Source organism: Streptomyces albidicamelliae, from assembly GCF_025642175.1.
Classification (GTDB): domain Bacteria; phylum Actinomycetota; class Actinomycetes; order Streptomycetales; family Streptomycetaceae; genus Streptomyces; species Streptomyces albidocamelliae.
Genome location: NZ_CP106795.1, coordinates 4,331,445 through 4,345,757 on the forward strand (window position 1 = coordinate 4,331,445; position 14,313 = coordinate 4,345,757).

Here is a 14,313-nt window from a genome sequence, read left to right on the forward strand (position 1 = left end):
GTCGGCGGCACCGGGGTCGAGGGCCGGGATGCGGTTCGGCCCGGGTGCCCGGAGCCGTGGGATGCCGTCCGCTGAGGTCCGGGGTGCCGTGGGATGCGGTTCGCTGAGGTCCCGGGTGCCGTGGGATGCGGTTCGCTGAGGTCCCTGGAGCCGTGGGATGCCGTCCGCCGAGGTCCCTGGAGCCGGGGGATGGGGTTCGCCGGTGGGCGCGAGTACCTGTGCGGCAGGTCCGTAGGCGCACTGCGGCAGGGGCCGGGTCCGCGGTTCACGGTCCGCGGTCGTGGGACGGTGCGCCGGGTGCCGGCCCCCGGCGCGACCGGAACCGTGGATCCCGGCCCCGGCCGGGCGCAGCGCTACGCTGGGCGGGTGACGACCCCGGAAGCCGATGAGCCCCAGGCACCACGTCCCGAGGAACGGCTCGAGCGGGCCGTCCGGGCCGCCGAGCAGGCCTTGATCGAGTACGAGATCGCGGTGGAGACCTTCCGCGTCGAGGTGGAGAACTTCTCCCGGCTGCACGAGCAGCGCCTCGGCCCGCTCTACCTCCGCATCGAGGAACTGGACGCCGAGATCGCCGAGGCGAAGGCCGCACGCACCGGTGATCCCGAGGACATCCGCCTGGCCGAGGAGGCCCGCGGCCGGGTGCTGCCGATCCCCGGCGTCGAAGAACTGATGCACGGCTGGATGGACGGCGGCGGGCTGTTCCCGGAGGCCGCCGCCATGCTCACCGACCAGGCGGTGCGGCCCCCGCAGCGGGTCCGGCCCGGCGAGGAGGCCCGCAAGCTCTACCGCGAGCTGGCCCGCAAGGCCCACCCCGACCTGGCGCAGGAGGAAGAGGAGCGGCAGCGGCGTGAGGAGTTCATCACCCGTGTGAACGCCGCCTACGCCCGCGGCGACGAGACGCTTCTGAAGGAGCTCGCCGAGGAGTGGGCGGCGGGCCCGGTGCCGCCCGAGCGCCTGCCGAGCCCCGCCGAGGAGCTGTACGCCCGCCTCGAATGGCTCTCCCAGCGCAAGGAGCTGCTCACGCTCGTCGCCCGCGAGCTGGAGGACGGCGCCATCGCCGGGATGCTCCGCCTCGCGCCGGACGACCCCGACGGTCTGCTCGACGAGATCGGCGCACGGCTGCGTGCCGACATCGCCGAGCGGGAGACGGAGCTGGCCGGCCTGCGGGAGCAGGACTGAGCCCGGTCCGCTTCGGGTAGCGTCGGGGACATGAATTTCGGAGCTGGTGTGCCCACGGTCGAGGTCTCGGACCTCAAGGACGGCGACTTCCTGCTGGACGTCCGCGAGGACGACGAGTGGCAGGCGGGCCACGCCGCGGGAGCACTGCACATCCCCATCAGCGACTTCGTCGCCCGCTACGGCGAGCTGACCGAGGCCGCCCCGCAGGACGGCCGCGTCCACGTCATCTGCCGCTCCGGCGGCCGCTCGGCCCAGGTCACCATGTACCTGGCCCAGCAGGGCATCGACGCCGTGAACGTCGACGGCGGCATGCAGGTCTGGCAGGCCGCGGGCCGCCCGGTGATCACGGACGACGGCAAGCCGGGCTTCGTTCTGTAGCTCTCGTCGGGGCGGTTCCCCGCTCCCGGGACGGCTCCCCGCGGGACGGCTTCCCGCGCTCGGGCCGGTTCCCCGCGGTCAGGGCCGGGAGGCGGCCGGCGCTCGCGGGTGCGGTCAGCCCAGCGGATGGACCGCCAGCAGGTCCCCGAGCCGCTCCTCGTACGCCGCCGCCGGGCCGAGCGCCAGCTCCAGGTGCTTGGCCCAGGCGTGGTACCGGTGCAGCGAGTAGTCGGTGTCGGCGCCGAAGCCGCCGTGCAGATGCTGCGCCGTCTGCACGACCCGGCGCACCCCCTCCGCCGCCCAGATCTTCGCCACCGCGACGTCCCCGGCCAGGGGCAGCGCCCCCGGTGCCCCCGAGGAGATCCGCCACGCGGCCTGCCACAGGGTGGCCTCCATGGCGCGCAGGTCGATGTAGCGGTCGGCGGTCTGCACGGCCACCGCCTGGAAGGTCGCGATCGGATACCCGAACTGCTCGCGCCTGCCGGTGTACTCGCTGGTCATCCGCAGCACCCGCTCGCCGAGTCCCAGCGCGAGCGCACAGGTGCCAGTGGTGAGCAGCGCGTGCAGCCACTCCCAGGCCCCGTCGGCCTCGATGACGTCCACGGCGTCGATCCGCGCGGACGCCAGCCGCAGCTCCGCCAGCCGCTCCCCGCTGGTCGACACCTGCTCGGCCAGTTCCACGCCGTTCCGGTCACGCGGTACGAGCGCGAGCACCGTCCGGTCGGCGGCCGTGCCCTCCACGTGTGCCGGCACGACGACGAGATCCGCGTCGTACGCCCACGGCACCGCCGTCTGGACCCCGTCCAGCACCCACGCCGGGCCCTCCCGCCGGGCGGTGACGGCGGACTCGGCCGGATCGTGGCCGGTACGTCCGTTCGCCGCCACGGTCAGTACCAGTTCGCCGCGGCCCGCCCGCCCCAGCAGGCGCCCGGCGAGCTCCATACCGCCGTGGGTCTGCACGGCCGCGGCGGCGGCGCTGTGCTCAAGCAGCGGAACCCGCGCGAGCACCCCGGCGGACTCGCGGAGCACCAGGCACAGCGCGATCGCGTCGAGGCCGGCCCCGCCGTGCGCCTCGTCGAGGAGCAGGCTCAGCAGGTCGGCGGCGGCGAGCCGGGACCACAGCTCCCGGTCCAGGCCCTCGGCCACGGCGCCGGTGGTCAGCGCCGGGCTGGGCACCGCGTCCGGTGCGACGCCGGCGAACACTCCGCGCGCCGCCTCGGCCGCCGCCAGCTGCTCCTCGGTGAAGGTGAAGTCCACGGCCTGTCCTCCCGGCGGATGGGGTTCCATGACGGTTGGTCCGGCAGCTCGCCTGACGGGCCGTCAAGATAGAACAGGTTCTAGAAGAAGGGAACGGTGCGTGGCGGTCGGTGTCCGGTTCGCCCCCTGCCGCACCGGTGCCGGGCCCGCGCGTGGTGAGGACCACGGTCACGGGCCCGCACCCGGGGCTGCGCCCGGTGGCTCCGGCTGAGTACCGTTCCGTGCGGGTGCCGGTGTGGCGCCCGTGAATCCGCGCGGCGCCTGTGGCGGTCGCCGCGCACCGGGCTGACGCGTTCAGCCGCGGCGACCAGCGGAACGAATGAGCCGAAACGGGGGACGGGGCGCAATGGACGCGAACGACGAGGACTCGGGGGCCCGGCGGGGCACGGGTGCCTTCGAGCCCTCGAAGCCCCCTGAGCAGCCCGGGCCCCCCGAGCATTCCCGGCCGCCCGAGAAGCCCCGGCTGCCCGAGCCGCCCCTGCTGCCCCGGCAGCCCGGGGCGTCCGAGCAGTCCCGTCCGGGCGAGCGGCCGTACACCCCGGAGGGGCCGGGCCGAGCGGGGCGCACGCGCTGCCCGAACCCGGCGCGCCGGCAGAGCCGGACGGGGCCGGTGTTTGCGGTGAGGCGTCCGACGGCGGCCGGGCGCTCGCCGCCCCCGTGTCGGCGTCGCCGCCCTCTCCCCCCGCTACCAGGTGGGCGCCGCGGTGGCGCTCGCCGTGGTCGCCGTCGCCGCCTGCGTGCACCTGCTGATGGTGTTCCTCAGCCTCGCCCCGGCGAACACCGTGACGAAGCAGCACGGCAAGGCGGTCGAGGACTGGGTGTACCCCGAGTTCGAGCAGAACTGGAAGCTTTTCGCCCCGAACCCGCTCCAGCAGAACGTCGGCGTCCAGGTGCGCGCCGAGCTGCGGACCAAAGACGGTGGGGTGCGCACCACCGGCTGGACCGACCTGTCCGCCCAGGACGGCGCCGCCATCAAGGGCAATCCGGTGCCCAGCCACACCCAGCAGAACGAGCTGCGCCGGGCCTGGGACTTCTTCGTCGCCACGCACACCGGTGACAACCGGCCCGTGGCCCTGCGCGGCGCCCTGTCCGAGCAGTATCTGCGCCGGATCGTCGTGATGCGGCTGTACCGGGACACTCCGGCCGCCGAGGGGGGCGTCATCCAGCGCGTGCAGGTCCGCTCGGCCACCACCAACGTGCAGCCACCCGAGTGGAGCCGTGAGCGGGTGTCCGACAAGCCCGTGTACCGTCAGCTCCCCTGGTGGTCCGTGACAGCCGAAGAGGCCGCTGGAGGCGTCCGGTGAACCCGCTCTCGCTGACCCTCTCGCGCGGCATCGCCCGCGTCACCGGTGCGGCCCTCGGCCCGTACCAGAGCGCCGTGATCCGTATCGGCTTCGCCGCGACCTGGCTGCTCTTCCTGCTCCGCGAGTTCCCGCACCGCCGGGAGCTGTACGGCCCCTCGGGCCCCTGGGGCTGGCAGCTCGCCAAGCAGCTGACCGCCGACAACCACGCCTTCAGCGCGCTGCTGTGGTCGGACGGGCGGCCCTGGTTCGAGGGCTTCTACGTGCTGGCGATCCTGGCCAGCGCGGCGCTGCTGGCCGGCTGGCGCACCCGCACCGCGTCCGTGCTCTTCATGGTGGGCGTGCTGTCGCTGCAGAACCGCAGTGTCTTCATGGGCGACGGCGGCGACAACGTCCTGCACCTGATGTCCTTCTACCTGCTGTTCACGCGCTGCGGGCAGGTGTGGTCCCTCGACGCGCGGCGGGCGGCGCGCAACGAGGCGGCACGCGCGCGCGGGGAGCGGGTCCCCGCCGACCGGGTGGGCCCGGTGCTGTGGGCGGTCCTCGGTCTCGGCCTCGCCACGGTGACGCTGACCGGCCGCTTCGACAACGGCTGGCTGATCCCCGCGCTGCTGTGGACGGTGTGGGCGGTCCTCGGCCTGTGGGGTCTGCTCGAGCGCCGGGCGGCCGCGTCCGAGCCGCGGGTCCTGCTGGACGTGGTCGCCAACGTCCTGCACAACGGCGCCCTGTTCGTGATCATGGCGGAGGCCTGCCTGATCTACGCGACGGCCGGCTGGTACAAGATCCAGGGCTCGCGCTGGCAGGACGGCACCGCCGTCTACTACCCGCTGCACCTGCAGTACTTCTCGCCCTGGCCCGGACTCGGGGACCTGCTGACCGCCAGCGGCACGATCATGATGCTCGTGACGTACGGGACGGTCATGGTGCAGGTCGCCTTCCCGTTCACCCTGTTCAACCGGCGGGTCAAGAACGTCCTGCTGGTGCTGATGATGACCGAGCACGCGGTGATCGCGGTCGTCCTCGGCCTGCCGTTCTTCTCGCTGGCGATGATCGCCGCGGACGCGGTGTTCCTGCCGACGTCCTTCCTGCGGCGGGTGGGCGGTGCGGCGGCTCGCGCGCGGGGACGGTTCGCCCGGCGCGGCGGCCCCGCGGTGCCCGCTCCGCGCTCGGCGCAGGACAGCACTCCGGGCCGGGTGGGGGCCGCGTAGGGTGCACCGCATGACCGACCCGCTGACCCGCTGGCGCGAGCTCGCCGGTGCCGCCGTCCTGCTCGACGGCTTCCACGCCCTCAAGCACGCGCTGCGGTTCGGGGCCGAGGTGCCGGTGGCGGTCACCACCGACCGGCGGGCCGCGCTCGCCCTCGCCGAGGAGCTGGCCGGTGACGTACGGGACGCCCTGGACGCCCTGCTGACGGAGGTGCCGGGGGCGGTGTACGCCTCGCTCGTCCCGCGGCCCCACCCGACGGGGGTGGCCGCGCTCGCCGTACGGCCCTCCCGCGAGGCCAATCTGCGGGCGCTGGGCGGCACCCCGCGCACCGCTCCGGTCGTGGTCCTCGACAACCCGCGGAACCTGGGCAACGCCGGGGCGGTGATCCGGCTGGCCGCGGGCTTCGGGGCGGCCGGGGTGGTCACCACGGGGACGCTCGACCCCTGGCACCCGACGGTGGTGCGCGGCGGCGCCGGACTGCACTTCGCGACGGCCGTGGAGCGCCTCGGCGTCGACGAGCTGCCCGCCGGCCCGCTGTTCGCCCTCGACCCGGAGGGCGAGGACATCCGGGGCACGAAGCTGCCCGACGACGCCGTCCTCGCCTTCGGCTCGGAGCGCACCGGGCTGTCGGCCGGGCTGCGCGCGCGTGCCGACCACCTGCTGGCGCTGCCGATGCGTCCCCAGGTCTCCAGCTACAACCTGGCCACCAGCGTGGCGATGACGCTCTACCACTGGAGCGCGGGTCAGGCGGCGCCTCCCGCCCGGTGAGGCGGGGGCGCTGCCGCGGCGGTTGCCCGCCGGCCGGGGTCACGCCTGCCGGCGCACCTCCACCACACGGAACCGGTTGGCGACGAACGCGCCGTCGGTCAGGGCGGCGTTCGCCGCCGGGTTGCCGCCGGAGCCGTGGAAGTCGGAGAAGGCGGCCGTCTGGTTCACGTACACCCCGCCGGTCAGGTTGAGCGACAGCTGGGCGGCCTCCTCCAGGCAGACCTCCTCGACGGCCCGCTCCACCTCGGCGTCGGAGGTGTAGGCGCCGACCGTCATCGCGCCCTTCTCGCGGACCGTGCGGCGCAGCAGCTCCAGCGCGGCGGCCACGGAGTCGACCGCGACGGCGAAGGAGACGGGGCCGAAGCACTCGCTCATGTAGGCGGCCTCGTCGTCCGGCTTGGCACCGTCCAGCTTGACCATGACCGGCGTGCGCACGACCGCGCCCGGGAACTCCGGGTTGCTGATCTCACGGGAGGCGAGGGCGACTTCGCCGAGTCCGGCCGCGGCCTCCAGACGGGCCTTCACGTCCGGGTTGACGATGGCGCCGAGCAGGGCGTTCGCCCGCGCGTCGTCGCCGAGGAGGCCGTCGACCGCGCGGGCGAGGTCGGCGGTGACCTCGTCGAAGGTCTTGGGGCCCTCGTCGGTGCGGATGCCCTCGCGGGGGATGAGCAGGTTCTGCGGGGTGGTGCACATCTGGCCGCTGTACAGGGACAGCGAGAACGCCAGGTTGGACAGCATGCCCTTGTAGTCGTCGGTCGACTCCACGATCACCGTGTTGACGCCGGCCTTCTCGGTGTACACCTGCGCCTGACGGGCGTTGGCCTCGAGCCAGTCGCCGAAGGACGTCGACCCGGTGTAGTCGATGATGCGGATCTCCGGGTGGGTCGCGAGGGTCTTGGCGACGCCCTCGCCGGGGCGCTCGGCGGCCAGCGCGACCAGGTTGGGGTCGTAGCCCGCCTCGGCGAGCACGTCCCTGGCGATCCGCACGGTCAGCGCGAGCGGCAGCACGGCGCGCGGGTGCGGCTTGACCAGGACCGCGTTGCCGGTGGCCAGGGAGGCGAACAGGCCCGGGTAGCCGTTCCACGTCGGGAAGGTGTTGCAGCCGATGACCAGGCCGATGCCGCGGGGGACCGGCGTGAACTGCTTGGTGAGGGCGAGGGGGTCCCGCTTGCCCTGTGGCTTGGTCCACTCCGCCGTGTCGGGCGTGCGGACCTGCTCCACGTACGCGTAGGCCACCGCCTCCAGGCCGCGGTCCTGCGCGTGCGGGCCGCCGGCCTGGAGCGCCATCATGAAGGCCTGGCCGCTGGTGTGCATGACCGCGTGGGCGAACTCGTGCGTCCGGTCGCTGATCCGCTTGAGGATCTCCAGGCAGACCACGGCACGGGTCTCGGCGCCCGCGTCGCGCCAGGCCCGCTGGCCCGCCTTCATCGCCGGCAGCAGCACGTCGATGTCCGCGTGCGGGTAGCTCACACCCAGCTCGATGCCGTACGGCGAGACCTCGCCGTCGACCCAGCCGTCGGTGCCGGGCTGGCCGAGGTCGAGGCGGGTGCCCAGCAGGGCGTCGAAGGCGGCCTTGCCCGCCGCCGCGTCCAGGCTGCCGTGCTCGCCGTAGGCCTTGGGGTGCTCGGGGTGCGGGGACCAGTACGCACGCGTGCGGATCGCTTCCAGGGCCTGGTCGAGCGTGGGCCGGTGCCTGGCGATCAGGTCGTGCGTGGTCAGTTCGGCGGCCATGCGGGACCAACTCCTCGTCTCAAGAACTCGTCGGCCGAGTTCATGACCTGGGCGGAAACAGAGGCAGGAACAGACGGACAGAGCTAGAGTAACCGAACGATCGGTCGGGACAAGGGGGCCTGCCGCATCTGTGGAAAACCCCGTGCGGGAGGATCGCGCACATGACAGGACTCGACCTCAGCAGCCCCGTGGCCGTCGTCGGCACCGGCACCATGGGCCAGGGCATCGCCCAGGTCGCGCTGGTCGCCGGCCACCCGGTGCGGTTGTACGACGCCGTACCCGGACGCGCCCAGGAGGCGGCCGCGGTGATCGGCGGCCGCCTGGACCGGCTGGTGACCAAGGGCCGGCTGGGCGCCGCCGACCGGGACGCGGCCCGGGGCCGGCTCACGCCGGCCGACAGCCTGGCCGATCTCGCCGACTGCGGGCTGGTCGTCGAGGCCGTCGCGGAGCGGCTCGACGTCAAGCAGCGGCTCTTCGGCGAGCTGGAGGAGATCGTCTCCGAGGACTGCCTGCTCGCCACCAACACCTCCTCGCTGTCGGTGACGGCCATCGGCGGGGCCCTGCGCCACCCCGGCCGCTTCGTGGGCCTGCACTTCTTCAACCCGGCCCCGCTGCTGCCGCTGGTCGAGGTGGTCTCCGGGTTCGCGACCGACTTCACGTCGGCCACGCGCGCGTACGAAACCGCCCGCGCCTGGGGCAAGACGCCCGTGGCCTGCGCGGACACCCCCGGCTTCATCGTGAACCGCATCGCCCGGCCCTTCTACGCCGAGGCGTTCGCCGTGTACGAGGCGCAGGCCGCCGAACCGGCCACCGTCGACGCGGTGCTGCGGGAGTCGGGCGGCTTCAGGATGGGCGCCTTCGAACTGACCGACCTGATCGGCCAGGACGTCAACGAGTCCGTCACCCACTCGGTGTGGCAGTCCTTCTTCCAGGACGTGCGGTTCACGCCCTCCCTCGCCCAGCGCCGGCTGGTCGAGTCCGGGCGGCTCGGCCGCAAGACGGGGCACGGCTGGTACGACCACGCCGACGACGCCGAGCGCCCCGAGCCGCACACCGCCGACCGGGAGCGGCCGCCCGCCCATGTCGTCGTCGAGGGCGACCTGGGCCCCGCCGCCGAGCTCCTCGCCCTGATCCGCGAGGCGGGCATCGAGGTCCGCGTCGAGGACGAGAACGAGGGCACGCGCCTGGTGCTGCCCGGCGGCGGCCAGCTGGCCCTCGCCGACGGCCAGACCTCGGTGGAGTTCAGCGACGTCGTCTACTTCGACCTGGCCCTCGACTACCGGAAGGCCACCCGCGTCGCCCTGTCGGCGTCGAAGGACACCGCGCCGCGGACCCTCGCCGAGGCCGTCGGTCTCTTCCAGGCGCTCGGTAAGGACGTCAGCGTCATCGGCGACGTCCCCGGCATGATCGTCGCGCGCACGGTCGCCCGGATCATCGACCTCGCGCACGACGCCGTGGCCAAGGGCGTGGCCACCGAGGAGGACATCGACACCGCGATGCGCCTCGGGGTCAACTATCCGCTCGGTCCCTTCGAGTGGTGCCGCAGGCTCCCCCGCGGCTGGGCCTACGACCTGCTGGAGGAACTGCACGAGCGCGACCCCTCCGGCCGGTACGCCCCCTCCCTCGCGCTCTACCGGCACTCGTTCGCCACCGATCAGCGGGAGGGCACCGCATGACCACCGCCAAGCGCGACACGTACACCCCGGAGACGCTGCTCTCCGTGGCCGTGCAGGTCTTCAACGACCGCGGTTACGACGGCACCTCCATGGAGCACCTGTCCAAGGCGGCCGGCATCTCCAAGTCGTCGATCTACCACCACGTCAGCGGCAAGGAGGAGCTGCTGCGGCGGGCCGTCAGCCGCGCCCTGGACGGCCTGTTCGCCATCCTGGACGAGGAGGGCGCGTGCGCGGGCCGGGCCGTGGACCGGCTGGAGCACGTCGTGCGGCGCATGGTCGAGGTGCTCATAGCCGAGCTGCCGTACGTGACCCTGCTGCTGCGGGTCCGCGGCAACACCGCCACCGAACGGTGGGCGCTGGAGCGGCGCCGCGACTTCGACCACCGGGTCGCCGGGCTGCTGAAGGCCGCCGCGGCAGACGGCGACGTGCGCGGGGACGTGGAGGTCCGGCTGGCCACCCGGCTGGTCTTCGGAATGATCAACTCCATCGTGGAGTGGTACCGGCCGGAGTCACGCGGCGCCAGTGGCCCCGAAGTGGCCGACGCGGTGGCCAGGCTGGTCTTCGCCGGTCTCCGCCAGGCCTGACCGTCCGGCCCCGGGGCGCCTGCGCGCCCTCGGCGGCGTCTCAGCCGTCCGGCTCCAGGTCCTCCTCCTCGAAGACGAGCAGCGTGCGGGTGCTGAGCACCTCGGGGATCGCCTGGAGCCGGGTCAGCACCAGTTCGCGCAGTGCCCGGTTGTCCGGGGTGTGGACCAGCAGCAGCACGTCGAAGTCACCGCCCACGAGGGCGATGTGGGAGGCGCCGGGCAGCCGGCGCAGATGCTCCCGGACGGTGCGCCAGGTGTTCTGCACGATCTTCAGGGTGATGTACGCGGAGGTGCCGTGCCCCGCGCGCTCGTGGTCCACGCGCGCGCTGAACCCGCGGATCACCCCGTCCTCGACGAGCCGGTTGATGCGCGCGTAGGCGTTGGCGCGCGAGACGTGCACCCGCTCGGCCACGGACCGTATCGAGGCGCGGCCGTCGGCCTGGAGGATCTTGAGGATGTCCTGATCGATGGCGTCCAGCGGACGCGGCGGCGGGGCCGTGCCGTCCTGCGGTCCGTCGGCCATTTGTTCAGCTGCCATGTCCCCCCGCTCGGTCTCCGTGGACGTCCTGCGTTCATTCCAGGTCGCGCAGAACCGTTTGTCCACAGCCTGGAGGGGGCTGTAGCCAAAATGTGCCGACGACCGAACAATCGGTAGGTGAGGCGGGTCACAGCCGACACGTCTCCCGTAGCCGCTCCCACGAGGAGGTGCCGTCATGACGGTTCTGGAGCAGCGGGGCGCGTACCGGCCTTCGCCGCCGCCCGCCTGGCAGCCCCGTATGGACCCCGCGCCGCTGCTGCCCGACGCCGAGCCGTACCGCGTCCTCGGCACGGAGGCGGCCGCCAAGGCCGACCCCGACCTGCTGCGCCGGCTCTACGCCCAGCTGGTGCGCGGCCGCCGCTACAACACGCAGGCCACCGCGCTCACCAAGCAGGGCCGTCTCGCCGTCTACCCCTCCAGCACCGGCCAGGAGGCCTGCGAGGTCGCCGCCGCGCTGGCCCTCGAAGAGCGCGACTGGCTCTTCCCCAGCTACCGCGACACCCTCGCCGTGGTCGCCCGGGGCGTCGACCCCGTCGAGGCCCTCACCCTGCTGCGCGGCGACTGGCACACCGGCTACGACCCCTACGAGCACCGCGTCGCCCCGCTCAGCACCCCGCTGGCCACGCAGCTCCCGCACGCCGTCGGACTCGCCCACGCGGCCCGCCTCAAGGGCGACGACGTGGTCGCGCTCGCCATGATCGGCGACGGCGGCACCAGCGAGGGCGACTTCCACGAGGCCATGAACTTCGCGGCCGTCTGGCAGGCCCCGGTCGTCTTCCTCGTGCAGAACAACGGCTTCGCCATCTCCGTTCCGCTCGCCAAGCAGACCGCCGCCCCCTCCCTGGCCCACAAGGCCGTCGGGTACGGCATGCCGGGCCGGCTGGTCGACGGCAACGACGCGGCGGCCATGCACGAGGTGCTCACGGACGCCGTGCGGCAGGCCCGCTCGGGCGGCGGCCCCACCCTGATCGAAGCGGTGACCTACCGCATCGACGCCCACACCAACGCCGACGACGCCACCCGCTACCGGGGCGACGCCGAGGTCGAGGCCTGGCGCGCGCACGACCCGGTCCGGCTGCTGGAGCAGGAGCTCACGGCGCGCGGACTGATCGACGAGGCCGGCATCGGGACCGTCCGCGAGGACGCCGAGGCGATGGCCGCGGACCTGCGGGAACGCATGAACCGGGACCCCGAACTGAACCCCATGGACCTCTTCGACCACGTGTACGCCGAGAGCACCTCCCAGCTGCGCGAGCAGCGCGCCCTGCTGCGCGCCGAGCTGGAGGCCGAGCAGGAGCAGCACGATGAGCAGGAAGGCGGCGCCCGATGACCACCGTCGCCGTCAAGCCCGCCACCATGGCGCAGGCCCTCACGCGCGCGATGCGCGACGCGATGGCCGCCGACCCGACCGTGCACGTCCTCGGTGAGGACGTCGGCACCCTCGGCGGTGTCTTCCGGGTCACCGACGGTCTCGCCAAGGAGTTCGGCGAGGACCGCTGCACGGACACCCCGCTCGCCGAGGCCGGCATCCTCGGCACCGCCGTGGGCATGGCCATGTACGGCCTGCGCCCGGTGGTGGAGATGCAGTTCGACGCCTTCGCGTACCCGGCGTTCGAGCAGCTGATCAGCCATGTCTCCCGGATGCGCAACCGGACGCGCGGCAAGATGCCGCTGCCGATCACCGTCCGCATCCCCTACGGCGGCGGCATCGGCGGCGTGGAGCACCACAGCGACTCCTCCGAGGCCTACTACATGGCCACCCCGGGCCTGCACGTCGTCACCCCGGCGACCGTCGAGGACGCCTACGGGCTGCTGCGCCGGTCCATCGCCTCCGACGACCCGGTCGTCTTCCTCGAACCCAAGCGCCTGTACTGGTCGAAGGACTCCTGGAACCCGGAGCGGCCGACCGAGGTCGAGCCGATCGGCCGCGCCGTCGTCCGGCGCCCCGGCCGCAGCGCCACGCTCATCACCTACGGCCCGTCCCTGCCGGTCTGCCTGGAGGCCGCCGAGGCGGCGCAGGCGGAGGGCTGGGACCTGGAGGTCGTCGACCTGCGCTCCCTGGTGCCGTTCGACGACGAGACGGTCTGCGCGGCCGTCCGGCGCACCGGGCGGGCCGTTGTCGTGCACGAGTCCACCGGATTCGGCGGCCCCGGCGGCGAGATCGCCGCCCGCATCACTGAGCGGTGCTTCCACCACCTGGAGGCCCCGGTGCTGCGCGTGGCCGGCTTCGACCTGCCCTACCCGCCGCCCATGCTGGAGCGGCACCACCTGCCGGGCGTCGACCGGATCCTGGACGCCGTGGCGCGGCTGCAGTGGGAGGCCGAGGACTGATGGCACAGGTGCTGGAGTTCAAGCTCCCCGACCTCGGCGAGGGACTCACCGAGGCGGAGATCGTGCGCTGGCTGGTGCAGGTCGGCGATGTCGTCGCCATCGACCAGCCGGTCGTCGAGGTCGAGACGGCCAAGGCGATGGTCGAGGTGCCCTGCCCCTACGGCGGAGTGGTCACCGCCCGCTTCGGCGAGGAGGGCACCGAACTGCCCGTCGGCGCACCCCTGCTCACGGTGGCGGTGGGCGAACCGTCGGCGCAGGAGCCGGAGGGCTCCGGCAACGTGCTGGTCGGATACGGCACGCAGGCCCCGGCGGCCCGCCGACGCCGGGTGCGCGCCGGGGCTCCGGCCACGGCGGCCCGCAACGGGACGGCCCGGCCGGAAGACGCCGCACCGCCCCGCACACAGGTGACCGCCTCCGCACCCGCCGCGCCCGCCGTCGCCGACGGCCCCGTCCCCGTGATCTCCCCGCTGGTGCGCAGGCTCGCCCGCGACAACGGCGTGGACCTGCGACAGCTCGCCGGATCCGGCCCTGACGGCCTCATCCTGCGGGCCGACGTCGAGGACGTGCTGCGGGCCAACTCCGCGCGGGCCGCCGTCACCGCGGCACCGGCCGAGCGGACCGCGCCGGTCGCGGCACCCGCCGGACGGACCCCCGTCGCCACGGGCGCCCCGGCCGGCGAGGTCCGCATCCCCCTCAAGGGCATCCGCGGGGCCGTCGCCGACAAGCTCTCCCGCAGCCGGCGGGAGATCCCGGACGCGACCTGCTGGGTCGACGCCGACGCGACCGAGCTGATGCGCGCCCGGGCCGCCATGAACGCGGCCGGGGGATCCAAGATCTCCCTCCTCGCGCTGCTGGCCCGCGTCTGCACGGCCGCCCTCGCCCGGTTCCCCGAGCTGAACTCCTACGTCGACACCGAGGCCCGCGAGGTCGTCCGGCTCGGCCACGTCCACCTCGGGTTCGCGGCGCAGACCGAGCGCGGACTGGTCGTGCCGGTCGTCCGGGACGCCCACGCACGCGACGCCGAGTCGCTGACCGGCGAGTTCGCCCGGCTCACCGAGGCCGCCCGCACCGGGACGCTCACCCCCGGCGAACTCACCGGCGGAACCTTCACGTTGAACAACTACGGCGTCTTCGGCGTCGACGGCTCGACACCGATCATCAACCACCCCGAGGCCGCCATGCTCGGCGTCGGCCGCATCATCGCCAAACCGTGGGTGCACGAGGGCGAACTGGCGGTCCGCCAGGTCGTCCAGCTCTCGCTCACCTTCGACCACCGGGTCTGCGACGGCGGCACGGCGGGCGGTTTCCTCAGGTATGTGGCCGACTGCGTGGAACAGCCGGCGGTGCTCCTGCGCACGCTGTAG

At 73.6% G+C, this 14,313-nt stretch carries 13 protein-coding genes; 10 read left to right on the forward strand and 3 right to left on the reverse strand.

Translation table 11 applies throughout. The features are described 5' to 3' along the window. The first annotated feature begins 366 nt into the window (after positions 1 to 366). Positions 367 to 1,179 (forward strand): hypothetical protein, encoded by an 813-nt coding sequence (locus N8I86_RS19975; protein ID WP_073890257.1) that lies wholly within the window; start codon positions 367 to 369, stop codon positions 1,177 to 1,179. Positions 1,180 to 1,227: 48 nt separating this feature from the next. Next, positions 1,228 to 1,557 carry a rhodanese-like domain-containing protein gene (locus N8I86_RS19980; RefSeq protein ID WP_073887415.1) on the forward strand — a complete coding sequence of 110 codons (330 nt, stop codon included), beginning with the start codon at positions 1,228 to 1,230 and terminating at the stop codon, positions 1,555 to 1,557. Between the two features lie 114 nt (positions 1,558 to 1,671). On the opposite strand, the gene N8I86_RS19985 is transcribed toward N8I86_RS19980, so the two are convergent. Continuing rightward, positions 1,672 to 2,814 carry an acyl-CoA dehydrogenase family protein gene (locus N8I86_RS19985; protein ID WP_263278354.1) on the reverse strand — a complete coding sequence of 381 codons (1,143 nt, stop codon included), beginning with the start codon at positions 2,812 to 2,814 and terminating at the stop codon, positions 1,672 to 1,674. A gap of 704 nt (positions 2,815 to 3,518) precedes the next feature. On the opposite strand from N8I86_RS19985, the gene N8I86_RS19990 reads away from it, so the two are divergent. Genes N8I86_RS19990 through N8I86_RS20000 form a run of 3 tightly spaced genes read left to right on the forward strand, consistent with a single transcriptional unit; the run spans position 3,519 to position 6,089 of the window. Further along, positions 3,519 to 4,118, forward strand: coding sequence for a DUF5819 family protein (locus N8I86_RS19990; protein ID WP_263278355.1), 600 nt, complete (start codon positions 3,519 to 3,521; stop codon positions 4,116 to 4,118). Next, positions 4,115 to 5,323, forward strand: coding sequence for an HTTM domain-containing protein (locus tag N8I86_RS19995; protein ID WP_073887420.1), 1,209 nt, complete (start codon positions 4,115 to 4,117; stop codon positions 5,321 to 5,323). Before N8I86_RS19990 ends, N8I86_RS19995 begins: the two co-directional genes overlap by 4 nt. Before the next feature lie 10 nt (positions 5,324 to 5,333). Beyond that, on the forward strand, positions 5,334 to 6,089 hold the full coding sequence (locus tag N8I86_RS20000) for a TrmH family RNA methyltransferase (protein WP_073890259.1): 756 nt from the start codon (positions 5,334 to 5,336) through the stop codon (positions 6,087 to 6,089). A gap of 39 nt (positions 6,090 to 6,128) precedes the next feature. Here the strand turns inward: N8I86_RS20000 and paaN are convergent, their stop codons facing one another. After that, positions 6,129 to 7,820: a phenylacetic acid degradation protein PaaN gene (gene paaN, locus N8I86_RS20005; RefSeq protein WP_263278356.1), complete on the reverse strand. Its 1,692-nt coding sequence runs from the start codon at positions 7,818 to 7,820 to the stop codon at positions 6,129 to 6,131. 161 nt (positions 7,821 to 7,981) lie between these two features. On the opposite strand from paaN, the gene N8I86_RS20010 reads away from it, so the two are divergent. Then, positions 7,982 to 9,496 (forward strand): 3-hydroxyacyl-CoA dehydrogenase, encoded by a 1,515-nt coding sequence (locus tag N8I86_RS20010; RefSeq protein ID WP_073887423.1) that lies wholly within the window; start codon positions 7,982 to 7,984, stop codon positions 9,494 to 9,496. After that, positions 9,493 to 10,080: a TetR/AcrR family transcriptional regulator gene (locus tag N8I86_RS20015; RefSeq protein ID WP_263278357.1), complete on the forward strand. Its 588-nt coding sequence runs from the start codon at positions 9,493 to 9,495 to the stop codon at positions 10,078 to 10,080. Before N8I86_RS20010 ends, N8I86_RS20015 begins: the two co-directional genes overlap by 4 nt. 40 nt (positions 10,081 to 10,120) lie before the next feature. Here the strand turns inward: N8I86_RS20015 and N8I86_RS20020 are convergent, their stop codons facing one another. Continuing rightward, positions 10,121 to 10,603 carry an Lrp/AsnC family transcriptional regulator gene (locus tag N8I86_RS20020; protein ID WP_073887472.1) on the reverse strand — a complete coding sequence of 161 codons (483 nt, stop codon included), beginning with the start codon at positions 10,601 to 10,603 and terminating at the stop codon, positions 10,121 to 10,123. Between the two features lie 190 nt (positions 10,604 to 10,793). Between N8I86_RS20020 and pdhA the strand changes: the two genes are divergently transcribed. The 3 genes from pdhA to N8I86_RS20035 are packed head-to-tail and all read left to right on the forward strand — an operon-like array spanning position 10,794 to position 14,313. Beyond that, positions 10,794 to 11,948 (forward strand): pyruvate dehydrogenase (acetyl-transferring) E1 component subunit alpha, encoded by a 1,155-nt coding sequence (gene pdhA / locus N8I86_RS20025; protein WP_263278358.1) that lies wholly within the window; start codon positions 10,794 to 10,796, stop codon positions 11,946 to 11,948. Continuing rightward, on the forward strand, positions 11,945 to 12,949 hold the full coding sequence (locus tag N8I86_RS20030) for an alpha-ketoacid dehydrogenase subunit beta (RefSeq protein ID WP_073887475.1): 1,005 nt from the start codon (positions 11,945 to 11,947) through the stop codon (positions 12,947 to 12,949). Before pdhA ends, N8I86_RS20030 begins: the two co-directional genes overlap by 4 nt. Then, complete coding sequence (locus tag N8I86_RS20035; protein WP_263278359.1) at positions 12,949 to 14,313, forward strand: dihydrolipoamide acetyltransferase family protein; 1,365 nt, start codon at positions 12,949 to 12,951, stop codon at positions 14,311 to 14,313. The genes N8I86_RS20030 and N8I86_RS20035 overlap by 1 nt, the downstream gene beginning before the upstream one ends.